Genomic DNA, 22,960 nt, shown 5'->3' on the forward strand with positions numbered 1-22,960 from the left:
CTGCCGATGGCGCTGCGCCGCGCGTTCCCGACGATCCTCACCGACCGCCTGCCCGAGACCCGCGACTTCTACGTCCGGCTGCTCGGGTTCGAGGTCGCCTTCGACAGCGACTTCCACGTCGCCCTGCGCACCGCGGAGGACCCCGACGGCGCGGTGTGCGAGCTCGGCATCTGGGCGGTCGGCCACGAGGCGGTCCCCCCGCCGTACCGGGCCGACCCCGCGGGGATCGTCCTCACGTTCGTGGTCGACGACGTGGACGCGCTGCACGTCGAGGCCCGACGCCAGCAGATCCCGGTCGTCGCTCCGCCGCGCGACCAGTTCTACGGGCGGCGTCGGATGCTGGTCACGGACCCCAACGGTCTGCTGGTCGACGTCTCGTCCCCGTCGACGCCGTCGCCGGAGTTCCGGGCGATGGGCGCGGGGGTCCTGCGGGATTGAGCAGGGCTGAGGGCAGCCTAAGCTGGGGTCGTGTTGCGCCGCCGGGACGACCCGCTCTGGGACATCCTGTCCGCCTCCGGACGCGGGGTCGTCGACGCCGTGGTCCCCTCGGCCGCCTTCGTCGTCGTGTGGCTCGTCGGCACCTGGCTGGGCTGGTGGGAGCCGATCCTGCTCGGCGGGTTCGCCGCGGTGGCGGTCGCGCTGGTCGTCGCGGTGGTGCGCTGGCGGGGCGGTGAGCGTCCGCGCGGCGCCGCGGTCGGTCTGCTGATCGCCGTCGTCGCGACCCTGATCGCCCTCTACACCGGGCGGGCGCAGGACTTCTTCCTCCCGCGCATCGTCGCGAACGCCGGATCGCTCACCGCGTGGCTGGTGTCGATCGCGCTGCGCTGGCCGCTGCTGGGCCTCGTCGTGGGGGCCGCGCTGGGGAAGCCGCGCTCGTGGCGGGCCGACCCCGACCTGGTGCGCGGCTACTGCCGGGCCAGCTGGCTGTGGGCGTCGCAGTACGCGCTGCGGCTGGTGGTGTTCCTGCCGCTCTGGGGGGCCGGCGCGACCGTGGCCCTCGGGATCGCCCAGGTGGTGCTCACCTGGCCGCTCGTCGTCGTGTGCGTCCTCGGCTCCTGGCCGCTGGTGCGCTCCGCCCTGCCGCCGGGCCACCCCGGCCCGCGCCACCCGGTCACCCCCCAGGCCCTTCCCGACGACGAGCCGCGCGGCTCAGCTCCCTGAGTCGATCGGCAGCAGCCCCGTCAGGACCCGGCGCAGCACGTCGGGCAGGGGGTCGTGCGCGGGATCGGGCGGCGGGGCGTCGAGGGCGCTGATGTGCGGGTGCGTCCCGGCGGCGGCCACGTGCGCCATGTACTCCGCGTTCCGCTCGAGGTCGCGTCCGGCGTGCTCCGCGCGCGCGAACGTGGCGACCAGCGCGGAGAGGACGCCGAGCGCGACGAGCTTGGCGCCGTCGTCGGCGGGGTGCTCGGCCAGCACCGCCAGGTGGTGCTCGACGAGGTCGGCGCCGTGCGGGCCGGTTCCCGGGGCGGTGAGGACGCGATCGGCCAACCAGGGGTGCCGGCGGTGGATGTCGCGGGCCTGCAGGGCCGTCGCGACCAGGTCCTCGAGCCAGTCGCCGGTGGGCGCGGCGAACGCGTACTCGCCCGTCACGTGATCGGCCATGAGGTCGAGCAGCTCGTCGCGGGTCTCCACGTAGCGGTACAGCGTCCCGGCGCCGGTCCCCAGCTCGGCGGCCACCCGGCGCATCGAGACCGCCTCCGCGCCGTCCCGGTCCGCCACGGCCACGGCCGCGGCGGTGATCTCGCTGCGGCTGCGCCGCGCGGGACGTCCGACCGCGGCGCGTTCCGGACGGAGCCAGACCGACGTGGGCACGCTCGACCCTCCTCGTTCGCGACCACCGTTTGCGAAGCCGGACCGTAGCAGGCTAGTTTCCCGGCACGGCGTTCGCGAACGAAGGACGCGAAAGGAGCGGTCGTGTCACCTCCGCTGCAGGTCGCGCACCACGGTGACGTCGACCTCGCCTACCTCGACCACGGCGGCCCCGCCGGATGGCCGCTCCTGGTCGTCGCCGGCCTCGGCGGCGGGCGCCTCGCCTACCCGGCCGGGTTCCTCGACGCCCTCACCGAGGTCGGGTTCCGCGTGGCGACCTACGACCCGCGCGACGTCGGTGCCTCCACCCGCTTCACCGGCGCGCCCCGGCCCGCCCCCTGGCGGGCGCTGCTCGGCGGTGGGGAGCCGGCGTACACGGCCGAGGACCTCACCGACGACGCCGTGGCCGTACTGGACGCCCTGGGCTGGGACCGCGCCTCGGTCTTCGGGACGTCCTTCGGCGGGCTGGTCGCGCAACGCGTCGCCCTGCGGCACCCGCACCGCGTCGTGAGCGTCACCTCGATGAGCGCGATGCCGAGTGACGCCGGACGCCTCTCCGGGCTGCGCCACCTGCACCCGGGCTTCGTCCGCCGTACCGCCGCGCTGGACTTCCCGGCCACCCCGGAGGGCGACCTGGAGACCGCCGTCGCGGTCGCCCGTCTCTGCGCCTCGCCGGTCTACCCGTTCGACGAGCACGGTGTCCGCGAGGCCCTCTCCGCCGTCCCGGTCGAGGGCGTGCGCGACGGCCAGGCCCAGTCCCGCATGCTCCGGGCCCCCTGGCGCGGCCCTCGCCTGCGCGAGATGCGAGTGCCGACCCTGGTGCTCCACGGCGACCGCGACCCGGTCGTCCGTCCGAGCGCCGCCCGCGCGATCGCGCGGGCCGTCCCCGACGCCCATCTCGAGGTCGTGCCCGGACTCGGCCACGACCTGCCCGCGCCCCTCTGGGATCGCTTCGCGGCCCGGACCCGGGCGAACGCCGACCGTCGCGGGAATGGGCCGAGCGGCGGATGGTGAGCCCGCTCACGTCCGGGGTAGCGTCGTCACTAGACCATTCGAGTGGCGGGAAGGCCTGTCGTGAACATCGACCGCCCCGTGCGTGAGCTCCTCGTCGAGCCCGTCGTGAGCCCCCTGCCCGACGGCGACCCGGCGGACATGCCGAGGTCCGACGGGCCCGACGTCCGGGTGCCCGGGCCCGGGCCCGTCGTGGCCCGGAGGCCCGACGACCCCGGTGCTCCGTCGCCGGCCCGGGTGTGACCTCGGTCCCGGACCTCGCGGAGCCGGTCGCCGCCTGGCGGGTGTGGAACCTGGTGGAGACGCCGGACGGGCCGTTGCTCGTCTCGCCGGTGCGTCCGGTGTTCTGGCCGCCCCGTCGGTCGATGACGGCGACCTGCCACCGCGGATGTGCCCCGCCGCCCTCGCTGCGGTGCCGGTGCGGGTTGTACGCCATGGACGAGCTGCCGCGCCTGTACCGCGAGTCGGCGGGTGCCGGCCGGGTCGTGGGGTGTACGGCCCTGTGGGGGCGTGTGGTCGAGCACGCGCACGGTGTCCGGGCACAGTTCGCCTACCCGCTGCTGCTCTTCCTGCTGCCCGAGACGCGGTCCGGCTCTCGGACCCTCGGGTCGGGCGGGGCGCGCCGGCTGAAGCAGCACTACCGGGTGCCCGTCGTCGTCGCGCCGGGGTCGTCCGCGGACGGGTACTTCCCGGACGACCGGCTCGCCGGGGCGGTCGCCGAGGAGGCGGTGCGGGGGCTGGCCGGCCGCCGGGCCGGTGACCACACCGCCCACGCCCGGTTCGCCGACGCCGTCGAGGACCTCGTCGGCCGGAGCTGGTGACGCGGCTCAGCGCACCGGTGCCGGCTCGGGCCGCTTCGGAGGGCGGCCGTCGCCGGTCGAGCGGCCCTGGAGCCGTCGTCCCACCCAGGGCACGAGGTGCCCGCGCACCCACCGCAGGTCCTCCTCGCGACGCCGCACCCACGGCGTCGGGGCGAGCGGCGGCCACGGGTCGCGCCAGTCCTCGCCGGTGGACACCCCGAGCACCTCGCAGACCCGGACCGCGACCCGGCGGTGCCCCTCGGCGTTGAGGTGCAGCCGGTCGTCGGCGCGGGCACGGGGATCGGCGAGCGTGTCCATGGTCCAGAGGTCGACGAGCTTCGCGCCGCGCCGGGCGGCGATCTCCCGGATGTGCTCGTTCATCGTCGCGAGCCGGCGCCCGACGAGGTCGACCACCGGGGTCGAGCGCGTGTCGAACCCGGTGAAGACCAGCACGTCCGCGCCGGTGCCGCAGAGCTCCGCGACGGCGGCGTCGAGGCGGGCGGCCAGGTCGGCCGGGCGGGAGGAGGGGCGCAGCAGGTCGTTGCCCGCGGCGCAGATGCTGACCAGGTCGGGGGCCATCGCGACGGCGGGTCCGAGCTGGTCGTGGACGATCTGGTCGAGCAGCTGGCCCCGCACGGCGAGGTTCGCGTAGCGCAGGCCCGGGTTCGCGCGGGCGAGGTGCTCGGCGACGCGGTCGGCCCAGCCGCGTTCGGTGCCCGTGCTCGGGTCGACGTCGCCGACGCCCTCGGTGAAGCTGTCGCCCAGGGCGACGAAGGTGCTCCAGGACATGGCCGGATCATCCCGCGCCGGTCCGGCCGTGTCGCTGTGACCCGTCCGGCCCAGTCGGCTGGTCTGGCGATCCGCCGGGCGCACGCGCGAGGGTGAACGTCCTCACCACGGGGCCACGCTGGCATCGTGGAGACGTCCTGCGACGTGGGTGGCCTCGAGGGGCCGTCCAGCCCGACGAGCCCGACGGACCGCGAGCACTGGGAGCCATGCCCGACGCGACCTCGAGAACGACCGCGACCGACCCGTCGCCGGAGGAGAAGCCCTCGGCGACCGGCCTGACGATCCCGCAGATCGTGGGCGGCGCCCTCGCCGCCGCGACGGCGGCCATCCTGGGGTCCTTCCTCGGGGTGGTGGGCACGATCGGCGGTGCGGCGGTCGCGTCGGTGATCTCCACCGTGGGCACGGCGCTCTACCAGCGGTCGCTGGAGCGCACCCGCGACGCGGTGAAGTCGCGGCTGGTGGTCAACCAGGCCGCCGGGCCGAAGGTCGCGAACGCGGTGGCGCGGGTCACCGGCGAGGTCGGCAGCCCCCAGGCCCGGCCCGGCCCCGGCGCCCCGCGACCGGGCATGCCCGGAGCACCCGTCCCCGGCGCCCCCGGCCGGCCCGGCGTGCCCCCGCAGCAGGGCGGTGCGCCGATGTCGCCGCCGTTCGGCGCTCCCGTGGCGCCCGGCGCCCCGACCCGGCGGCTGCCCGACGGCACGGTGGTGCCGGCCCAGCCGCAGCAGCTGCGCGCGGGCGGGCGCACCGTGGCGACGCGGCTGGACGCGTCCGGCCGCCCGGTGCCCGAGCCCGCCGACCCCACGCGGCGGATCCCGAACTCCCGCACGCCCGACGGCGGCCTGCCCACGCAGGCCGTGCCGCCGCTCGGCCCGGACGGCCGCCCGGCGGCCCGGCCGACGCAGCGGATGGGGATGACCGGCCCGTTCTCGCCCCCCGGCGGGCAGCCGACGACCCACCTCATGCACGGTCCCGGCGACGACCCGACGCAGCTGGCCCCGGCGGCCGACCAGCCGAAGCGGCGCCGGTTCGGCTGGAAGACCTGGGCGACCCTGGGCGGCGTCGCGGCCAGCATCTTCGCGATCGGGCTGCTGGCGAGCTTCGCGGTCGAGTCGGCGACCGGCCACCCGCTCTCCGGCGGGTCGTCCGGGACCTCCGTGGGCTCGCTGTTCGGCCAGGACACCGCGGCCCCCGCGACCACGGAGTCGACCGGCGACCAGGACACCCAGGACACCGACGCCCCGGCGACGACGTCGTCCGAGGAGGGCACGGGCAACGAGGAGGGCACGCAGGCCCCCTCGTCGACCACCCGCGCCCCGTCGACCACCACCTCGCGGGCGCCGCAGCAGCAGAACCCGCTGCAGAGCCTGCTGCCGCGCCCCGGCGACGGCGGCGGGACCGGGAACTGACCGCTACCGGAGGGCGTCGGCCAACGACCGGGCGGCGGCCTCCGGGTCCGCCGCGGCGGTGATCGCGCGGACGACCACCACCCGCGTCGCCCCGGCGTCGAGGACCTCGGGCAGCCGGTCGTGGTCGATGCCGCCGATCGCGAACCACGGGCGGTCCGGCTCCTCTCCGGCCGTCGCACGGACCAGGTCCAGCCCCGGTGCGGGGCGGCCGGGCTTGGTCGGGGTCGGCCAGCACGGGCCGGTGCAGAAGTAGTCCACGCCGGGCTCGACGGCGCCGGCCCGGGCCTGGGCCTCGTCGTGCGTGGACCGTCCGATGACCACGTCGTCCCCGAGGATGCGGCGGGCGACGTCGACGGGCAGGTCGTCCTGGCCCAGGTGCAGCACGTCGGCGCCGGCGGCCAGGGCGACGTCGGCCCGGTCGTTCACGGCGAACAGGGCTCCGTGGCGGTGGGCGGCCTCGCGCAGGATCTCGAGCGCCGCCAGCTCGTCCCGCGCCTCCATCCCCTTCTCCCGCAGCTGGATGACGTCCACCCCGCCGCGCAGCGCCGCGTCGGCGAACGCGGCGAGGTCGCCCTGCTCGCGGCGGGAGTCGGTGCAGAGGTAGAGGCGGGCGTCCGCCAGGCGTTCGCGCGTGTCCATCGGGTCCGGACGCTAGCGCGTAGGCTGGCGGGGCAACCGCGGGAGCCCGGACGAGCCGGGCTGAGAGGGGGCCCCACGAGGTCCCGACCGCCGAACCTGATCCGGGTCATGCCGGCGCAGGGAGGGAGCGTCAGTGGAGCTGGGCGAGCGCATCGTGGTCGTCGGGGCCGGCGTGGCCGGGACGACGGCGGCCTGGGTCGCGGCCCGCGACCACGCGGCGACCGAGGTCGTCCTGGTCGACCCGGCGCCGGGGTCCGGGGCGTCGTGGGTCGCCGGCGGGATGCTCGCGCCGATCACCGAGGCGTGGCCCGGTGAGCGGGAGGTGCTCGACCTCGGCGCCGCCTCGCTGGCCCGGTGGCCGGCCTTCGCCGCGGCCGTCGAGGAGGCGTCCGGACGGCGGGTCGGGCTGCGCACCGAGGGCACGCTCGGGGTGGTCGTCGACGCCGCGGACCGCGAGGACCTCGACCGGGTCGTCGAGCACCTGCGCGCGTGGGGCCGCGACGCCGAGCGCCTGACCGGCCGCGAGACCCGTCGTCGGGAACCCGCGTTGGGGCCGGCGGTGCGGGCCGGGATCGCCGTGCCGGACGACCTCGCCGTCGACAACCGGATGCTGCTCGCCGCGCTGCGGGAGGCCGCGCGGCAGGCGGGGGTCGTCGAGCGCGCGGAGGCCGTGCACGCGGTCGTCGACGAGGGCGTCGAGCTGGCGTCCGGGGTGCTCCCGGCCGATCGCGTGGTGGTGGCCGCGGGCGCGTGGTCGGCGGCGCTGCACCCCGCACTGGCCGACCTCGTGCGGCCGGTGAAGGGGGAGATCCTGCGGCTGCGGGCCCGGTCGGGGTCCCTGCCGCCGCCCGCGCACACGGTGCGGGCCGCCGTCTCCGGCCGGTCGGTGTACGCGGTGCCCCGCGACGACGGACGGCTGGTGCTGGGCGCGACGCAGTACGAGGTCGGGTTCGACGACGACGTGACCGTGGCGGGCGTGCGCGACCTGCTCGCCGACGCCGAGCGCGTGCTGCCCGGGATCGGCGACTACGCCCTCGAGGAGACCGCCGCGTCGTTCCGGCCCGGGACCGCGGACAACCTGCCGGTGTTCGGACCGGTACCGGGAGCGCCCTCGTCGCTGGTGGCGTGCTTCGGGCACGGGCGCAACGGCATCCTGCTGACCGCGCTGACCGCCGACGTGATGGCCGGGGTGCTCTCCGGTCATCCGGTGCCGGACGACATCCGCACGCTCGTGGAGGTGGCAACGTGACCGTGCTGGTGAACGGGATCGTGACGGAGGTCGGGCCGGACGCGACCCTGGCCGACGTGCTCGCCGTCCACGGCGTCCCCGAGCGCGGGGTGGCCGTGGCGGTGTCGGGCGAGGTCGTGCCGCGGGCGTCGTGGGCGTCGACGTCGCTGCGCGAGGGCGCGGTGCTCGAGGTGCTGACCGCGGTGCAGGGAGGTTGATCGGCCATGGGTGACCCGCTGGTGATCGGGGGCCGCGAGATCGGCTCCCGGCTGATCATGGGGACCGGGGGCGCGGCGAACCTGTCGGTGCTGGAGCGGGCGCTGGTGGCGTCCGGGACGGCGTTGACCACGGTCGCCATGCGCCGGCTGGACGCGGGCGGCGGACCGGGCGTGCTGGAGCTGCTGCGTCGGCTGGGGATCGAGGCGCTGCCGAACACCGCGGGCTGCCACACCGCCGCGGAGGCCGTGCTGACCGCCCGGCTCGCGCGCGAGGCGCTGGAGACCGACCTCGTCAAGCTCGAGGTGATCGCCGACGACCGCACGCTGCTGCCCGACCCGATCGAGCTCCTCGACGCCGCCGAGCAGCTCGTCGACGACGGCTTCACCGTGCTGCCCTACACCAACGACGACCCGGTCCTGGCGGCGAAGCTGGCCGACGCCGGGTGCGCGGCGGTGATGCCGCTGGGCTCGCCGATCGGGACGGGGCTCGGCATCCGCAACCCGCACAACATCGAGATGATCGTGGCGGCGGCGTCGGTCCCGGTGGTGCTCGACGCCGGGATCGGGACGGCCTCCGAGGCGGCGCAGGCGATGGAGCTGGGCTGCGACGCCGTCCTGTTGGCCACGGCGGTCACCCGGGCGTCCGACCCGGAGGCGATGGCGACCGCGATGCGCCTGGCCGTCGAGTCGGGCCGGCTCGCCCTGGGTGCCGGGCGCATCCCACGGCGGTACTGGGCGCAGGCGTCGTCACCGTCCCGGTGACAGCACTGCGGCCATGCTGACACTGAACGTCACATCCGCCGCAACGTCAGCGCGCCAGGTGGTCCTCCACGAGCGGCACCACTACGGACGCCCGGTGCATCAACCCGTTGTGCGTGGCGTTCGGGACGATGGCGAGGGTGGCCTCGGGCAGCAGGTCGCGGGTGAGCTCGGCGTGCTCCACCGTCACGAAGTCGTGGTCGCCGATCAGCACGAGCGTCCGGGCCGTGACCCGGGCCAGCTCGTCGTCGGACCAGCCGGTGAAGCCCTCGATGACGGGTCCGAGCTTCGCGCCGACCGCCTCCATGCCCGCCGCCCCGGGCGGGGCGAGGCGCTCGTGCTCGCGCGCCATGGCGGCGAAGTCGTCCTCCGTCGGCATGCGGGTCGAGGTGGCCCAGCGCTCCGGGTCGGTGATCTCGGCGTGGTAGCCGCCGGCGCGCACCGTCCCGCCCGCGAACACCAGCCGGTCCACCCGCTCCGGGTACCGCACCGCCAGCTCCATGGCCGCCATCGCGCCGAGCGAGAAGCCGCACACGTCGACCCGGTCGAGGCCGAGGTGGTCGAGCAGCCCGAGCAGGTCGCCGGCGAGCGCGGAGATGGTCGGCTCGCGGTCGACGTCGGCCGTGCGGCCGTGACCCTGCTGCTCGACCGCCACGACCCGCCGTCGGGAAGCCAGCTCCGGCAGGACGTCCGCGAAGTTCAGCTCGATCGTGAGGTGCCCGCCCGGCACGAGCAGCAGCGGCGTGCCGCCGGCCCCGTGCTCCTCGAAGTAGAGCTCCAGCGGGTCCAGGGGCGCGTACGGCATCGTCAGGAACGCCCTTCCAGGTAGGCCTTGAGCCGGGGGAGGGTCCGCTCGATGGCGCGGGTGTTGACGACGGGGTAGCGCAGCAGCTCGAGGACGAGGGGCGCGCGGGAGGTCGACCAGTCGAAGGTCTCGGTGACCTGGGTGCCGCCGTCCACGGGAGTCAGCTCGTAGCGCCAGCGGTGGTGGCCGACGTGACGCCAGGCGATCCGGCGGTCCTCCTCGAACTCCACGACGGTGTTGCTGATCGTGTAGGGCACGCCGATCTTCATGCTCATCCCGAACGAGTCGCCCAGGGACAGGCGTTCCGGGCCCTTGATGGCCGACCGGACGGTGCCGGACCCGTCGAAGCGCCCGTGCTCGCGGGGGTTCGCCAGGACGTCGAACACGGCCGACGGCGGGGCGTCGATGACGATGTCGCGGCTCACCTGGCGTGGGGTCACGGCCGGGAGCGTAGTGACGTTGCGGCGAATGTGACGTCCAGTGTCAGCATGGCCGCACTGCTGACATCCCGGGCTACGACCCCAGCGTCACCGGCAGCGCGTCCACGCCGTACACGATCGACGTCCCGCGCAGCGGCAGGGTGCGCTCGTCGACCGCCATCGTCAGCGCCGGGAAGCGCCGCAGCAGGGCCGGGTAGGCGGTGCGCAGCTCCATGCGGGCCAGCTCCGCGCCGATGCAGCGGTGGATGCCGTGCCCGAAGGCCAGGTGCGGCGACGGCGGGCGGCGCGGGTCGAACACCTCCGGGTCCGGCGTGAGCCGGGGATCGCGGTCCGCGGCGGAGAGCGAGACGAGCAGCCCGTCGCCCTCGGCGATGTCGACCCCGCCGATCGTCATGTCCTCGGTGGCGAAGCGGGGGAACGCGATCTGCACGACGGTCAGGTAGCGCAGCAGCTCCTCGACGAACCCGTGCACCGAGTCCGGCTCGTCGCGCACCATCGCGGCGACGTCGGCGTCGCGCAGCAGGATCACCGACCCGAGCGCCAGCATGGACGCGGAGGTCTCGAGCCCGCCGGTGAGCAGCCCGTCGGCGAGCTCGGCCAGCTCGTCGGTGTCCAGCTCGTCCCCGTGCTCGCGGATCAGCATCCCGAGCAGGCCCTCGCCCGGCTCGGCGCGCTGGCGCTCGACCACGCCGCGCAGGTACACCAGCGACTCGGAGATCTTGTCGAAGGCGGCTGTGGCGCCGGCGAGCAGGTCGAACCGGGCCGTGGAGAGAGCCTGGAACTCGTCGCGCTCGTCGTAGGGGATGCCGAGGAGCTCGCAGATGGTCAGCGAGGGGATCGGGGTCGCGAAGTCGCGGACCAGGTCCACCTCCTCGCCGCGCTCGGCCATCTCCGCCATGGCGTCGAGCCGGCCGTCGACGATCTCGGCGATCCGCGGGCCCAGCCGGGAGAGCCGTCGTCCGGTGAACTCCGGGGTGAGCAGGCGGCGCAGCCGGGTGTGCTCGGGCGGGTCGGTGAAGCCCAGGCCGCCCGGGTTCTGGCCGCTGGCGATCCCGGCCCGGCCGATGAGGTGGTTGAAGTCGTTCGACAGGCCCTTCGTGCGCCCGAGGACCTCGCGCGCCTCCTCGTGCCCCGTCACGAGCCACGCCTTGACCCCGAACGGCAGCGGGAAGTCGCGGACCGGGTGGTCCTCCCGGGCCTCGCGCAGCGCGGGCACCGGGTCGAGGCCGTCGCGGCGCAGCGGCATGAGCGCGTAGTCCGGGATCAGCGACATGGGGTCGAGCCCGCGGCGGGAGCGCCACGCGAGGTAGTGGCGGGCGACGAATCCGGTCGCCTTGCCGCGCAGTGCGTTCACGCCGCGCGCGACGGCCGCTCCCGTCCTGCCCACGGTGACCACGCCCCCTACCTTCCCGTACGGACCGATCCGGCCTGGCAGTCGGGGGTGAGGGTAGGACGTGGCGGGGTCTCACACAGGTGAGATCCGTCGTGTCACCGGTCTCCTCGGATGACCGATTCGCCGGATGTGGTGACCGCGGTGGCGCCCCGTAGCCCCATCCGCGCCAACTCGACGTCCGCCAACCGGAGCAGCACGTGCGGGTCGCCCCGCCGCCAGGCGCCGGCGGCGTCCCCGGTCGGGCCGACCGCCCGCCGGACCCGCCCCGGAGCGCCGTGCGTCAGCGCCCGCAACGCGAGCAGGTCGACGTCGAGCGCGCGGGCGGCTGCGGCGTGCCGCGCCCGCAGCACCCACCGCAGCCGCAGCCAGAACCACGTCGTCACCACCGGGAGGGCCGCCACCACGACGACGAGCCACGCGAGTCCCGTCGCGATCGCCGCGACCGCCTCGACCTGCGCCCGGCCCGCGTCGGCCAGGGAGGACCCGGCGTCGACCCCGGGGGAGAAGGCCCCCGCGAGACGGTCGCCCACGAAGGGCACCCCGCCCGCGGCGTCGGCGGCCCCGGTGAACACCCCGCGCACCCGGTCGCCGGCGTCGGTCAGGCCGCGCCCGGGCGCCTGGAGGGTGAGGACGACGTCGTGCAGGGCGACCGCGGCCGAGACCACGAGGACCGCCCACACCACCACGCACAGGTCGGCCAGCACCTGCACCATCCGTCGTCCGGGTCGCTCGGCGTAGAGCAGCAGGGCGGTGCGCGGGGGCTGGAGGCTCACGTCGGAGTGTGTGCCCCTCCGCCGCAGGGCATACGCGGACCATGAAGGTCGCGCTGCTCGACGACTACCAGCGGGTCGCCCGGACGATCGCGGAGTGGGACCGCCTGGACGCGGAGATCACCACCTTCACCGACCACCTCGGCGGGCCCGACGACGTCGTGGCCGCCCTGGAGCCGTTCGACGTGCTCGTCGTGATGCGGGAGCGCACGGCGTTCCCCGCGGACGTGCTCGGCCGGCTGCCGAACCTGCGCCTGCTCGTGACGACGGGGCCGGCCAACGCCGCGATCGACATGGACGCGGCCGCGGAGCACGGCATCACGGTCGCGGGCACCGGCGGCGTCGACGACAACGCGCCGACCGTCGAGATGACCTGGGCCCTGATCCTCGCGGTCGTCCGGCACCTGCCCGAGGAGGAGAAGCGCGTTCGCGACGGCGGGTGGCAGCGCACGCTGGGCCGCGATCTGAAGGGCCGGCGGCTCGGCGTCGTCGGGCTCGGCGGGATCGGGAAGCCGGTGGCGGCGATCGGGCAGGCGTTCGGGATGGACGTCGTCGCGTGGAGCCGCCACCTCGACCCGGACGACGCCCGGGCGGTCGGCGTGACGCCGGTGTCGAAGGAGGAGCTCTTCGCGACGGCGGACGTCGTCACGATCCACATGAAGCTCTCCCGCGGCAGTCGCGGCCTCATCGGGCGGGCCGAGCTGGACCTGATGACGGAGAACGCCGTCCTGATCAACACCTCGCGCGGCCCGATCGTGGACGAGGACGCGCTGCTCGAGGCCCTGCAGGAGGGGCGCATCGGCGGAGCCGGGCTGGACGTCTTCGGCACCGAGCCGCTCCCGGTCGACTCTCCCTGGCGGTCCGCGCCCCGCACCGTGCTGACGCCGCACCTGGGCTATGTCACCGCCGCGACGTACCAGGCGATGTACGCGGACGCGCTCGCCGACATCGAGGAGTTCGCGGCCGGACGCGACGTCCCGCGCCACATCGCGGGGCCGGAGCGCGCAAGTCGCTGACAAGTGGGCCCGGCGATCGTCGGGCCCATGACCGCAGCACTCCTCCCCGCTCCTTCCCGACGACGGGTCCCGGTGGGGCGGCTCGTCCGCCAGCCGTGGCCCACCGCTGACGTCGGACGTCAGCAGGTCGCCACGGTCACGGCGCCCCCGTCCACCCCCACGCCCGCTCACCACGCGCTGCACGACGACGCGGTCCGGCTCGCCGACCTGGTCCGCGGCCTGCACCACGGCACCGCGACCCTGCGCCGGCCGGACCTGCTCGACGCCCGGCTCCGGCGGCTCGGCGACGACGCCGCATCCCTGACCGGCGACGTCCGGCTCGTCGAGGACCTGCGGGCCGCGGCCGGCCTGGCCCTGCACGCCCTCCGCTCGCGCCCCCTCGCCCTCGCCACCCCGGCCGACTTCCGGCGGCTCGAGCGGCTCGGCGGACTCCTCGACGCGCTGGCCGCCTCGTGCCGACCCGAGTCGACCCGTGGTCGGGAAGCGCCCCGCGGCTGGCGCGCCCGCCGGGCCGATCGCGCTCTGTTCGGCTGAGTGACCAGGTCTGCCAAGTCCGCCGCCAAGTCGTCACCAAGTCGGCCCAGCCAGGCTCGTCGTCGTCACCACCCGTGAAGAGGAGACCCCGTCATGACCGCCACCACCGCCCTCGCCCCGACCACCGACACCGACCTGCTCGGCATCCGGATCGCCCACCGGATCATGCGGCGCGACGCCCGCCGGCTCGCCGGCCTCGCCGCGGCCTGGGCCGACGGCTCCGACCCGCTCAGCGGCCGACGACGGCGGGTGTTCGGCGCGTGGATCGAGGGTCTGTGCCGCGACATCCACCACCACCACGCCACCGAGGACGACGTGCTGTGGCCGGTGCTGGAGCGCCACGCCGGCGCCGAGGTGGACCTGGGCCCGCTCTCCGACGACCACGCCGCGCTGGACCCGGTGCTCGACGACATCCGGGCCGGCTTCGCGGTGGCGGCCTCGGGCGGGCGCGTGGACGTGCTCGCCGAGCGGCTCACCCACCTCGCCGACCTCCTCGACGAGCACATCGGCGAGGAGGAGCGCGACCTCTTCCCGATCATCCGCCGGCACGTGCCCCTGGCCGACTGGCAGGTCGTCGAGAAGGCGGCCCAGCGCGGCGGCGCCGGCATCCGCTACGCCCTCCCGCGGATCGTCGACGTCGCGACCGACGAGGAGTTCGCGACGATGACCGCGTCCGCCCCGAAGCCGCTGCTGCTCGTCATGAAGCTCCTGCTGCCGCGCTACCGGCGGGAGAAGACGCTGCTGGGCTGGTGACTCAGACGCGGAGCACCAACGTGGCCGTCCCGCTCATGGCGCCGGCGAGGTGCCCGCGCCAGGGCTCGAGGTCGCGACGGCAGGCCGCCAGCACGTCGGCGTCGCCGAGGTGCTGCGCGGTGTCGGCCCGGAGCGCCGTCCAGAGCAGCCACCACCAGTCCCGGCTGATCGGCTGCTCCGGGCGCCACACCCGCCGGGCGTCCCCGGGGCGCCCGGCGCCGATCAGGGCGGCGGCGTACGGCTCCGCGACGACGTCGCCGCGCGCGGCGTACTCGCCGGCCAGCAGGTCGACGAGGTCGCCGAGCCGTCCCTGCGCGTGCCGGACCCCGACGAGCCCGACCAGGGTGAGCACCCCGGCGTTCGCCAGGCCCCGGGCGGTCATCGCCTCGCCGAAGCCGAGGTAGAGCCGCTCGGCGTCGTCGTGGCGTCCGTCGAGGGTGGCCTCGAGCGCCCGGAAGATCGTCGTCCAGCCGACGGTGGCCGCGAGCTGTCCGTCCGGCGCCTCGGCGAGCGCGGTGTCGGCATGGGCCCGCGCGGCGGCGAAGTCCTCGCGGTAGCAGGCGTGCAGGAAGCGCGCGTGGTGCCCGACGACCCGGTGGCCCAGCGACCCCGCCCGGTCGGCGACGGCGAGCAGCTCGCTGCCCAGCGCGTCGAGCTCCGCCCACCGGTCCGGGCGCAGCAACGACCAGAACCGGGCGTTCAGGACGAGGCAGAGCAGCTCGGGGTCGTCCGGGACCGTGGCGAGGGCCTCGTCGGCGTCCGCGGCGGACCGCTCTGGTTCGCGCGGGTGCCAGGCGAACGCGCGGGCCGCGAGGAGCCGCGCCCGGTCGGACTGGTCCGGCCCGGCGTCCAGGAGCAGGCCGACCGCGTCGATCAGCGGGCCGTCCAGCGCGCCGTTCTCGGCGAGGGCGAACGTCACGGGTCCGTCGACGCACGTGGCGGCGGCGAGGAGGCCCGCCCGGTCGCCGAGCGCCCGGGCCTCGGCGAGCGCGGCCGAGCGTTCGCGGACGGCGGGTGACCCCGCTCCGGCGTTCGAGTGCGCGGAGGCGAGCGCACAGCGGAGCCGCAGGCGGCGGTGCGGGTCGGTGACCAGGCCCAGGGCGCCCGCGAGCAGGTCGGCCGCGGTGCGCGGCACCCGCTCCCGGCGAGCCTGCGCGGCCGCGCGGTCGACGTGGTCGAGCACGCGGTCGAGTCCCGCGACCGGCCCGGCGGCGAGGGCGTGGCGGGCGAGCGCGGCGTGGTCGTGCGGGTGGAGGGTCTCCAGGACGCCGAGCACCTCGGCGTGCACGCGCGTGCGGCGCAGCCGGGGGAGCTCGTCGTAGAGGGTCTCGCGGACGAGGTCGTGGGCGAACCGGACCGCGTCCGCGCCGGACTCGACGAGCAGCCCCGTCACCACCCCGGCCTCGCACGCGGCGAGCACCCGGTCCTCGTCGTCGCCCTCGAGCGCGACGAGCACCGACACGTCCACGTCGCGGCCGAGCACCGCCGCGCGGCGCAGGGTGGAGAGCGTGACGGCGGGGAGCTGGGCCGCGCGCCGCGACAGCACGTCCCGCACCCCGGCCGGCACGGTGCTGCCCGCCGCGTCCAGCCCGACCGTCCTGGCCAGCCGGGCGACCTCGCGCACGAAGAGGGGGTTGCCGCCCGTGCGGGCCGCGATCGCCCGGGCGGTCCCGCCGTCGATCTCGAGGTGCTCGGCCGCGACCAGCCCGGCGACGGCGTCCGGGTCGAGCCCGGTCAGCTCGACCCGCTCGGCGGTGACGGCGGCCAGCGCGGCGAGGGTGGCGACCAGCTCGTCGGGGATCTCGTCCGGGCGGGCCGTGCCGACGATCAGCACCCGCTCGACCTGGGCCGCCGCGACCACGCGCAGCAGGCGCCACGTCTCCTCGTCGCCGCGGTGGAGGTCGTCGAGCACGACGAGCAGGGAACGCCGAGCCGCGGTGATCGCGCCCAGGAGGGTCTGGCCGGCGTGGAAGGTGCCGGACGTGGCCGTCAGCGATGGACCGTTGCTGGCATCTGACGTCAGGACGGCGCCACTCGCACGTCCGAGCCCGCCGACCACCTCGGTCCACGCCCAGGCGGCGGGCGCACCGTCGACCTCCGGGCACCGGCCGCGCACCGTGTGCCAGCCGCGTCCGGCGAGGACCTCGACCAGGTGCTCGGCGAGCACCGACTTGCCCGCGCCCGCCTCCCCGGTGACGAGCGCGAACCGGCCCGGCCCGGCGCCGACCGCGTCGGCCACCGCGAGCAGCCGGCCGGTCTCGCGGTCGCGCCCGAGCAGGCCGGCCCCGTCGTCGGGACGGGGCGTCAGCGGTGGCCCACTGCTGACGTCGGGTGTCAGGGATGGGCCACGGCTGACGTCGTGGCGCAGGATCGCCGTCTCCAGCTCCGCCGTCGCGGGCGAGGGGTCGAGCCCGAGCTCGTCGGCGAGCCGGTGACGCAGTGCGCCGAGGGCGGCCAGCGCGTCGGCCTGGCGTCCGGACCGGTAGAGCGCGCGGGCCAGCAGCCGGACCGGCTCCTCGCGCAGCGGCTCGTCACGGACGTGGGGCGTGAGCAGGTCCACGACGGCGGCCGGATCGGGTTCGAGGGCGGCCAGGGTCTCGACGACGGAGCGGCGCAGCTCGGTCAGGCGCTCGATCTCCGCGGCGGCCCACGCCGCGTCGGCGAACTCCACGAGCGGCGTCCCCGTGCACAGGGCCAGGGCGCTGCGCAGGTCGGCGACCGAGCCGGACCGCCGGAGCTCGCGGACCCGGACGACGTCGAGGTCGGCGTGCAGGGCGTAGCCGCCGGCGGCGGAGACCAGCACGGTGGCGGGGGTGCGCGGCGCCCGGTGCGGTTCGAGGACGCGCCGCAGGTGCGAGACGTGGGCCTGCAGCCCGGCGAGGGCACGGGGCGGGGGTTCCCCGGCCCAGAGGTCGTCGACGAGCCGGTCGGTGCCGACGACCTCGCCCTCCGCGACCGCGAGCCGCGCGACCAGGGCCCGGCGCTGCGCGGAGCCGAGGTCGACCGGGCGGCCGTCCAGCGACGCGGCCAGCGGGCCGAGCAGCCGGACCTCGAGCACACCGATGAGCTTCGCACGTGAGCAGTAAGTGGGCCCATACGCCCACTTAGTGCTCACCTGGGACGGAGTCCCACTCCGCGATCGCCCACAGCGGCGAGACCGGCCCGGTGCCGGCGCCCAGCGGGTAGGACGCGGCGACCGCCCGGCGGATGTAGCGCTCGGCGTAGGCGACGGCGTCGGGCATGGCCAGCCCGCGGGCGAGCGCGGCGCACGTGGCGCTCGCGAGGGCGTCGCCGGCTCCGTGGACGTGCGGGGTGTCGATGCGCGGACCGGTGAACTCCCAGGTCTCGGTCCCGTCGGACAAGAGGTCGGTCACCTCGGGCGACCCGTGCAGGTGCCCGCCCTTGACGAGGGCCCAGCGGGCGCCGAGGTCGTGCAGGGCGTCCGCGGCCTTCCAGGCGGTGTCGCGGTCGGTCACGGTGATCCCCGCGAGCAGCCGGATCTCGTCGAGGTTCGGGGTGGCCAGGGCGGCGCGCGGGAAGAGCAGCGTGCGGATGGCCTCCATGGCGTCGTCGGCCAGCAGCGGCTCGCCGTACATCAAGGCGGCGACCGGGTCGAGCACGAACGGGGTGCCCTCCCGGCCGATCCCCACCTCGTCGACGACCCCCGCGACCGCCTCGATGATCCCCGCCGTCGCGAGCATCCCGGTCTTGGCGGCGCCCACGCCGATGTCCGAGACCACCGCCCGGACCTGCGCCGCGACCGTCTCCGGCGGCACCAGGTGCACGCCGGAGACGCCCAGCGAGTTCTGCACCGTCACGGCCGTCATCGCGACGCAGCCGTGCACCCCGCACGCCGTCATCGCCCGCAGGTCGGCCTCGATCCCGGCGGCACCCCCGGAGTCGGAGCCGCCGATCGTCAGCGCGCGGGGCGGGGTCTCGGCCATGCTCGGAGGATGCCACGGCCGCCCGAGGTAGACTAAGTGGACTAAGCAGGAGGTGGCGATGACCGTCAACGTCAACATCCACGAGGCGAAGACGCACCTGTCCCGCCTGCTCGAGCAGGTGGCCGCGGGGGAGCGCGTCATCATCTCGAAGGCCGGCGAGCCCATTGCCGAGCTCGTGCCGCACCATCGGACGCCGGTCGTGTTCGGCGGGCTCAAGGGCCAGATCCGCTACGACGACGCCGCGTTCGACTGGCCCGACCCCGAGATCGAGGACATGTTCTACGGGGCCGGAGGGTCCGACGGCGATGCTCCTGCTCGATAGCCACACCGCACTCTGGTTCCTCGATGATCATCCGCGACTGGGACGCGAGGCCCGCGGCAGGATCGCCGACGCCGCTGCCGTCCACGTGTCCGCGTCGTCGGTGTGGGAGCTGTCGATCAAGCACATGCTCGGCAGGCTCGATCTGCCGGAGAATCTCGTCGACGCTCTGACGGCTCAGGGCCTGACCATGCTCCCCGTCAGTGCGGAGCAGGCGGAGGGAGTCCGGACGCTGCCGGACGCCCTCCGTCGTCATGACCCGTTCGACCGTCTTCTCGTCGCCCAGGCGCGCGCACTCGGGCTCACCCTCCTGACGGCGGATCGGGTCCTGCTCGGCCTCGATCTCCCCTTCGTCGTGGACGCGACCCGCTAGAGAGCGGCGGCCCACAGCGACGACACCGGGCCGTGCCCGGCGCCCAGCGGGTAGGAGTGCTCCACGGCCTTCGTGATGTACCGCTTCCCCAGCGCCACGGCGTCCACCAGCGACATCCCGCGGGCGAGCCCCGCCGTGACCGCCGACGCCAGGGAGTCGCCGCCGCCGTGCGTGTGGGGGCGGTCCAGGCGGGGCGACCGGAACTCGTGGAGGTCCCCGTCGACCGACAGCAGGTCGACGCACTGTTCCTGACGGCGGCCCGAGACCGCCTCCAGGTGCCCGCCCTTGACCAGGACGGCCCGTGCGCCGAGCGCGTGCAGCGCCGTGGCGGCCTCGCGGGCGGAGGCGTCGTCGACCACCTTGACGTCGACGAGCAGGGCGATCTCGTCGAGGTTCGGCGTCACGAGGGTCGCGCGGGGGAGCAGCAGGGTGCGGACGGCGTCGAGGGCGTCGTCGGCGAGCAGCGGCGACCCGTGCATCGAGGCGGCCACCGGGTCGACGACGAAGGGGATGCGGCCGGAGCCGATCCCGACCTCGTCGCAGGCCCCCACGACCGCCTCGATGATCTCCGTCGACGCGAGCATCCCGGTCTTGGCCGCGTCCACGCCCATGTCGCCGGCGACCGTGCGGATCTGGGCCGCCACGACGTCCGGCGGGACCGGGTGGAACCCGCTGACGCCCAGCGAGTCCTGCACCGTCACGGCCGTGACGGCGACCGACCCGTGCACCCCGCAGGCGGCGAAGGCGCGCACGTCCGCCGTCATCCCGGCCCCGCCGCCGGAGTCGGTGCCGGCGATGGACAGGGCGACGGGCGGGCTCGTGCTCACGGGCGGACTCCCTACGCCGGCATGACCCGGTCAGGTTCGGGCGGTCGGCGGCGCCGTCTCCCGGCCGCCCTCTCAGCCCGCCTCCGGCGCGAGCTCCCGCGTCTCTCGGTCGCCGACCGTGCCACGCCGGGCGGGGTCGGGCAACCGCTCAGCCCGTGAGCTCGGCCGGCACCGCGAGCACGTCGACCATCGCCTCGCCGCGCAGCACCGTGACCGGCAGGGTCCGCCCGATCGCGTCCGCGAAGAGGCGCCGCTGCAGGTCCCGGGCCTGGCTGACCGGCTCGTGGTCGGCGTCGACGATGAGGTCCCCGGTGCGCAGACCCGCGCGGGCGGCCGGGCTGTCGCGCACGACCTCCGCCACCCGCAGCCCCTGACGGCGCCCGAGGCGCAGCGCCACGTCGACCGGCAGCGGCGCCGGGGCACCGACCACGCCGAGGTAGCCCCGCCGCACCCGGCCGTCGCGGCGCAGGCTCGTCACGATGGCGCGGGTCGTGGCGTTCCACGGCACCGCGAGGCCCAGCCCGACGCCCGCGACCGCCGTGTTGATCCCGACGACCCGCCCCTGCGCGTCCGCGAGCGCGCCCCCGGAGTTGCCGGGGTTGAGCGCGGCGTCGGTCTGGATGACGTCCTCGACGACGCGGCCGTCCTGCGTCGGCAGGCTGCGGCCCAGACCGCTGACGACCCCGGCGGTGACGCTGCCCGCGAGGCCGAACGGGTTCCCGACCGCCACCACCAGCTGCCCGACCCGCAGCCCGGCCGCGTCCCCGAGGGTCACCGGGGCGGGGGTCCGGGCGTCGGGGTGCACGGCGAGGACGGCGAGGTCGGACAGGGGGTCGGCGCCGAGGACGCGGACGTCGGCGTGGCTGCCGTCGGCGAACGTGGCGCGGCCGCTACGGGCGCGGTCCACGACGTGCGCGTTCGTCACCAGGACGGTGCCGGCGCCGTCGGCAGGATCGGCGATCACGACCGCGCTGCCGGCGCCGCGCGGGCGCTCCGGGTCGCCGACGGCGAGCGCGGCGACGGCGGGGCCGAGCGTCTCGGCGACGGTCACCACGGTGCGGGAGTAGGAGTCGAGCTCGTCCACCCCACCGTGCTTACACCGTTGCACGTGTTCCGGCGGCCGTGTTCGTCGTGGGCGGACGTCCCCCCGGGGCGTCAGCAGTGCGGCCATGCTGTCGTCCAGTGTCAGCATGGCCGCATTCACGACACGGGGAGGGCGGAACGCGTCAGTGGCCGAACGGGTCCGGGTCCACGCCCGGCATCCACGTGATCCCCGGGACGCCCCAGCCGTTCGCCCGGACCGCCCGCTTCGCGGCGCGCTTGTTCCGCCCGATCAGCCGGTCGGTGTAGACGAACCCGTCGAGGTGGTCGGTCTCGTGCTGCAGGCAGCGGGCGAAGAAGCCGACGCCCTCCACGGCCACGGGGTCGCCCTCGACGTCCCGGCCGGTCACCCGCGCCCACTCGGCCCGCCCGGTGGGGAAGGACTCGCCGGGCACCGACAGGCAGCCCTCCGCGTCGTCGTCCTCGTCGGGCATCGTCTCCGGGACCGGCCCGGTCTCCAGGACGGGGTTCACGACGACGCCGCGGCGGCGCTCGCCGTCGAGCTCGGGATCCGGGCAGTCGTAGACGAACACCCGCCGGCCGACGCCGACCTGGTTCGCCGCGAGACCCACGCCGTGCGCGGCGTCCATCGTCTCGAACAGGTCCGCGACGAGGGTGCGGAGCTCGTCGGTGCCGAACTCGTCGTCGGCGAACGGGGTCGTCGGGGCGTGCAGCACGGGCTCGCCGGTGACGACGATCGGGCGGACGGTCACGGCGGGGCAGCGTAATCGGCGGCTCCGGCGCTGGTGGGAGCTGGTGACGGCGTGCGTCGCCAGGGTGTTGTCGGAGGGGCGTGGTTGAATGGAGGGCACGCGAATGACACCCGTGTCATTCCGCGTGGCGGCTCCCGAGGGGGCCGATGGGACGACTCCGAGGAGCGTGATGGACGCACCTGCAGCGATGACCGACCCGGCCCCCTCCGCCGGTCGGCACGCCTCGGCACCCGACGACGGCCTGACGCGCCGCGACCGGGAGATCCTCGCGTTCGAGCGGCAGTGGTGGAAGTACGCCGGCGCCAAGGAACAGGCGATCCGCGAGCTGTTCGACATGTCGGCGACCCGCTACTACCAGGTACTGAACGCGCTCGTCGACCGGCCGGAGGCCCACGCCGCCGACCCGATGCTCGTCAAGCGGCTCCGCCGCCTGCGTCAGACACGACAACGCGCCCGTGCGGCGCGTCGGCTCGGTGTGGAGCCCGGCTAGTGGTCTCCTGATCCCTCGAACGGTCGTCGCCGGAAGGGGAGCAGGGTCATGACGGGTCCCGGGGCGTCCGGCGCCTCCCGCTTGCGCATCGCGGGGGTCGCGCTGCTCGGCGTGGCCGCCATCGCCGCGGTCGTGGGCCTGATCAGCCTCGGCGGCCAGGGGACCTCGAGCGCACCGGCCGCGTCCCCGCCGCCCGCGAGCGCTCCGGCGCCGGGCACCGAGGGACAGCCCGGCCAGCCGGGAGAGCCCGGTGCCGGTCAGCCCGGCCAGCCCGGCGCCGGCCAGCCGGGACAGCCCGGCGCCGGCCAGCCCGGTCTGCCCGGCGGTCCCGTGCCGCCCGGTCAGCCGACGCCCGGTGCGGCTCCTCCGGTCGTCGGGGCGCTCCCGCCGGTAGCGGCGGCGCCGCCGATCGTCCCGGGCGGTGGCTCGGGCTCGGGTGGCGGAGGCGGGGCGTCCTACGGCGGCGTCCCGGTCCGCGTCTACAACAACTCGACGATCCAGGGCCTGGCCGACACCGCCGCGGGCCAGATCCGCGGTCGCGGCTTCGACGTCGTCGAGACCGGCAACTACGCCCAGGGCGTCATCCCGGTCAGCACCGTCTACTACCGCCCCGGCAGCGGGGAGCAGGGTGCGGCGGAAGCCCTCGCCTCGTCGTTCGGCATCCGCGCCGAGCCCCGCTTCCCCGGCATCCAGGGCGCCTCGCCCGGCGTCATCGTCATCGCGACGAACAACTGGAGCCAGACGGCCGCGAAGGGCGGCTGACGCCCGGGATGCGCCACCCGCGGATGTGCGAGTGGCGCCGTCCTGACGTCAGGTGACAGCA

Annotated in this window: 28 protein-coding genes; 16 read left to right on the forward strand and 12 right to left on the reverse strand. The window is 75.8% G+C overall.

The window, feature by feature from the left end:
• Nucleotides 1–6: 6 nt before the first annotated feature.
• Nucleotides 7–438, forward strand: a complete 432-nt coding sequence (locus WCD74_RS05940; protein ID WP_337693911.1) for a VOC family protein — start codon at nucleotides 7–9, stop codon at nucleotides 436–438.
• Between the two features lie 30 nt (nucleotides 439–468).
• Complete coding sequence (locus tag WCD74_RS05945) at nucleotides 469–1,161, forward strand: DUF3159 domain-containing protein (protein WP_337693912.1); 693 nt, start codon at nucleotides 469–471, stop codon at nucleotides 1,159–1,161.
• Here the strand turns inward: WCD74_RS05945 and WCD74_RS05950 are convergent.
• Nucleotides 1,150–1,812 (reverse strand): TetR/AcrR family transcriptional regulator, encoded by a 663-nt coding sequence (locus tag WCD74_RS05950; RefSeq protein ID WP_337693913.1) that lies wholly within the window; start codon nucleotides 1,810–1,812, stop codon nucleotides 1,150–1,152. The two genes, WCD74_RS05945 and WCD74_RS05950, sit on opposite strands and share 12 nt — an antisense overlap.
• Before the next feature lie 102 nt (nucleotides 1,813–1,914).
• On the opposite strand from WCD74_RS05950, the gene WCD74_RS05955 reads away from it, so the two are divergent.
• The 3 genes from WCD74_RS05955 (at nucleotide 1,915) to WCD74_RS05965 (ending at nucleotide 3,641) form a co-directional block, all read left to right on the forward strand.
• Nucleotides 1,915–2,823, forward strand: coding sequence for an alpha/beta fold hydrolase (locus tag WCD74_RS05955; RefSeq protein WP_337693914.1), 909 nt, complete (start codon nucleotides 1,915–1,917; stop codon nucleotides 2,821–2,823).
• 78 nt (nucleotides 2,824–2,901) lie between these two features.
• Entirely contained in the window at nucleotides 2,902–3,063 is a 162-nt protein-coding gene (locus WCD74_RS05960) for a hypothetical protein (protein ID WP_337693915.1), read from the forward strand.
• Entirely contained in the window at nucleotides 3,060–3,641 is a 582-nt protein-coding gene (locus WCD74_RS05965; protein ID WP_337693916.1) for a hypothetical protein, read from the forward strand. Before WCD74_RS05960 ends, WCD74_RS05965 begins: the two co-directional genes overlap by 4 nt.
• A 6-nt stretch (nucleotides 3,642–3,647) precedes the next feature.
• Here WCD74_RS05965 and WCD74_RS05970 read toward each other — a convergent pair whose 3' ends face one another.
• Nucleotides 3,648–4,409: an SGNH/GDSL hydrolase family protein gene (locus WCD74_RS05970; protein WP_337693917.1), complete on the reverse strand. Its 762-nt coding sequence runs from the start codon at nucleotides 4,407–4,409 to the stop codon at nucleotides 3,648–3,650.
• A 206-nt stretch (nucleotides 4,410–4,615) separates the two neighbouring features.
• On the opposite strand from WCD74_RS05970, the gene WCD74_RS05975 reads away from it, so the two are divergent.
• On the forward strand, nucleotides 4,616–5,815 hold the full coding sequence (locus tag WCD74_RS05975; RefSeq protein WP_337693918.1) for a hypothetical protein: 1,200 nt from the start codon (nucleotides 4,616–4,618) through the stop codon (nucleotides 5,813–5,815).
• A 3-nt stretch (nucleotides 5,816–5,818) separates the two neighbouring features.
• Here the strand turns inward: WCD74_RS05975 and thiE are convergent, their stop codons facing one another.
• Entirely contained in the window at nucleotides 5,819–6,454 is a 636-nt protein-coding gene (gene thiE, locus WCD74_RS05980) for a thiamine phosphate synthase (RefSeq protein WP_337693919.1), read from the reverse strand.
• 133 nt (nucleotides 6,455–6,587) lie between these two features.
• On the opposite strand from thiE, the gene thiO reads away from it, so the two are divergent.
• Genes thiO through WCD74_RS05995 form a run of 3 tightly spaced genes read left to right on the forward strand, consistent with a single transcriptional unit; the run spans nucleotide 6,588 to nucleotide 8,662 of the window.
• A complete protein-coding gene (gene thiO, locus WCD74_RS05985) occupies nucleotides 6,588–7,703 on the forward strand; it encodes a glycine oxidase ThiO (protein WP_337693920.1) in 1,116 nt (371 codons plus the stop codon).
• A complete protein-coding gene (thiS, locus tag WCD74_RS05990) occupies nucleotides 7,700–7,900 on the forward strand; it encodes a sulfur carrier protein ThiS (RefSeq protein WP_337693921.1) in 201 nt (66 codons plus the stop codon). Before thiO ends, thiS begins: the two co-directional genes overlap by 4 nt.
• Before the next feature lie 6 nt (nucleotides 7,901–7,906).
• Complete coding sequence (locus WCD74_RS05995) at nucleotides 7,907–8,662, forward strand: thiazole synthase (RefSeq protein WP_337693922.1); 756 nt, start codon at nucleotides 7,907–7,909, stop codon at nucleotides 8,660–8,662.
• 46 nt (nucleotides 8,663–8,708) lie between these two features.
• Here the strand turns inward: WCD74_RS05995 and WCD74_RS06000 are convergent, their stop codons facing one another.
• From WCD74_RS06000 to WCD74_RS06015, 4 genes are all read right to left on the reverse strand, one after another.
• Nucleotides 8,709–9,464, reverse strand: a complete 756-nt coding sequence (locus tag WCD74_RS06000) for an alpha/beta fold hydrolase (RefSeq protein WP_337693923.1) — start codon at nucleotides 9,462–9,464, stop codon at nucleotides 8,709–8,711.
• 2 nt (nucleotides 9,465–9,466) lie between these two features.
• Nucleotides 9,467–9,904, reverse strand: a complete 438-nt coding sequence (locus WCD74_RS06005; protein WP_337693924.1) for an SRPBCC family protein — start codon at nucleotides 9,902–9,904, stop codon at nucleotides 9,467–9,469.
• Nucleotides 9,905–9,977: 73 nt separating this feature from the next.
• Entirely contained in the window at nucleotides 9,978–11,258 is a 1,281-nt protein-coding gene (locus WCD74_RS06010) for a cytochrome P450 (protein WP_373696042.1), read from the reverse strand.
• 134 nt (nucleotides 11,259–11,392) lie between these two features.
• Entirely contained in the window at nucleotides 11,393–12,070 is a 678-nt protein-coding gene (locus WCD74_RS06015; protein WP_337693926.1) for a hypothetical protein, read from the reverse strand.
• A 41-nt stretch (nucleotides 12,071–12,111) separates the two neighbouring features.
• Between WCD74_RS06015 and WCD74_RS06020 the strand changes: the two genes are divergently transcribed.
• From WCD74_RS06020 to WCD74_RS06030, 3 genes are all read left to right on the forward strand, one after another.
• The gene (locus tag WCD74_RS06020) at nucleotides 12,112–13,083 is read left to right on the forward strand and encodes a D-2-hydroxyacid dehydrogenase family protein (RefSeq protein ID WP_337693927.1); all 972 of its coding nucleotides are present in this window, start codon (nucleotides 12,112–12,114) and stop codon (nucleotides 13,081–13,083) included.
• 27 nt (nucleotides 13,084–13,110) lie between these two features.
• A complete protein-coding gene (locus tag WCD74_RS06025) occupies nucleotides 13,111–13,617 on the forward strand; it encodes a hypothetical protein (protein WP_337693928.1) in 507 nt (168 codons plus the stop codon).
• A gap of 93 nt (nucleotides 13,618–13,710) precedes the next feature.
• On the forward strand, nucleotides 13,711–14,370 hold the full coding sequence (locus WCD74_RS06030; protein ID WP_337693929.1) for a hemerythrin domain-containing protein: 660 nt from the start codon (nucleotides 13,711–13,713) through the stop codon (nucleotides 14,368–14,370).
• A gap of 1 nt (nucleotide 14,371) precedes the next feature.
• Here the strand turns inward: WCD74_RS06030 and WCD74_RS06035 are convergent, their stop codons facing one another.
• On the reverse strand, nucleotides 14,372–17,428 hold the full coding sequence (locus tag WCD74_RS06035; RefSeq protein WP_337693930.1) for an ATP-binding protein: 3,057 nt from the start codon (nucleotides 17,426–17,428) through the stop codon (nucleotides 14,372–14,374).
• Between the two features lie 46 nt (nucleotides 17,429–17,474).
• Nucleotides 17,475–18,314 carry a bifunctional hydroxymethylpyrimidine kinase/phosphomethylpyrimidine kinase gene (gene thiD, locus WCD74_RS06040; RefSeq protein ID WP_337693931.1) on the reverse strand — a complete coding sequence of 280 codons (840 nt, stop codon included), beginning with the start codon at nucleotides 18,312–18,314 and terminating at the stop codon, nucleotides 17,475–17,477.
• A 58-nt stretch (nucleotides 18,315–18,372) separates the two neighbouring features.
• On the opposite strand from thiD (WCD74_RS06040), the gene WCD74_RS06045 reads away from it, so the two are divergent.
• A complete protein-coding gene (locus WCD74_RS06045; protein WP_337693932.1) occupies nucleotides 18,373–18,636 on the forward strand; it encodes a type II toxin-antitoxin system Phd/YefM family antitoxin in 264 nt (87 codons plus the stop codon).
• Nucleotides 18,620–19,006: a type II toxin-antitoxin system VapC family toxin gene (locus WCD74_RS06050; RefSeq protein ID WP_337693933.1), complete on the forward strand. Its 387-nt coding sequence runs from the start codon at nucleotides 18,620–18,622 to the stop codon at nucleotides 19,004–19,006. Before WCD74_RS06045 ends, WCD74_RS06050 begins: the two co-directional genes overlap by 17 nt.
• On the opposite strand, the gene thiD (WCD74_RS06055) is transcribed toward WCD74_RS06050, so the two are convergent.
• The 3 genes from thiD (WCD74_RS06055) to WCD74_RS06065 all read right to left on the reverse strand — a co-directional run bounded on the left by thiD (WCD74_RS06055) (nucleotide 19,003) and on the right by WCD74_RS06065 (nucleotide 21,647).
• Nucleotides 19,003–19,833, reverse strand: coding sequence for a bifunctional hydroxymethylpyrimidine kinase/phosphomethylpyrimidine kinase (gene thiD, locus WCD74_RS06055; protein ID WP_337693934.1), 831 nt, complete (start codon nucleotides 19,831–19,833; stop codon nucleotides 19,003–19,005). The two genes, WCD74_RS06050 and thiD (WCD74_RS06055), sit on opposite strands and share 4 nt — an antisense overlap.
• Before the next feature lie 148 nt (nucleotides 19,834–19,981).
• Entirely contained in the window at nucleotides 19,982–20,917 is a 936-nt protein-coding gene (locus WCD74_RS06060; RefSeq protein ID WP_337693935.1) for a S1C family serine protease, read from the reverse strand.
• A gap of 142 nt (nucleotides 20,918–21,059) precedes the next feature.
• Complete coding sequence (locus WCD74_RS06065; RefSeq protein ID WP_337693936.1) at nucleotides 21,060–21,647, reverse strand: peptide deformylase; 588 nt, start codon at nucleotides 21,645–21,647, stop codon at nucleotides 21,060–21,062.
• Between the two features lie 169 nt (nucleotides 21,648–21,816).
• On the opposite strand from WCD74_RS06065, the gene napA reads away from it, so the two are divergent.
• Both napA and WCD74_RS06075 read left to right on the forward strand, forming a co-directional pair.
• Nucleotides 21,817–22,137, forward strand: coding sequence for a nucleoid-associated protein NapA (napA, locus tag WCD74_RS06070; RefSeq protein WP_373696037.1), 321 nt, complete (start codon nucleotides 21,817–21,819; stop codon nucleotides 22,135–22,137).
• A 48-nt stretch (nucleotides 22,138–22,185) separates the two neighbouring features.
• Nucleotides 22,186–22,899, forward strand: a complete 714-nt coding sequence (locus WCD74_RS06075; RefSeq protein WP_337693937.1) for a LytR C-terminal domain-containing protein — start codon at nucleotides 22,186–22,188, stop codon at nucleotides 22,897–22,899.
• Nucleotides 22,900–22,960: the final 61 nt, after the last annotated feature.

Source organism: Actinomycetospora aurantiaca (assembly GCF_037401875.1).
Classification (GTDB): domain Bacteria; phylum Actinomycetota; class Actinomycetes; order Mycobacteriales; family Pseudonocardiaceae; genus Actinomycetospora; species Actinomycetospora aurantiaca.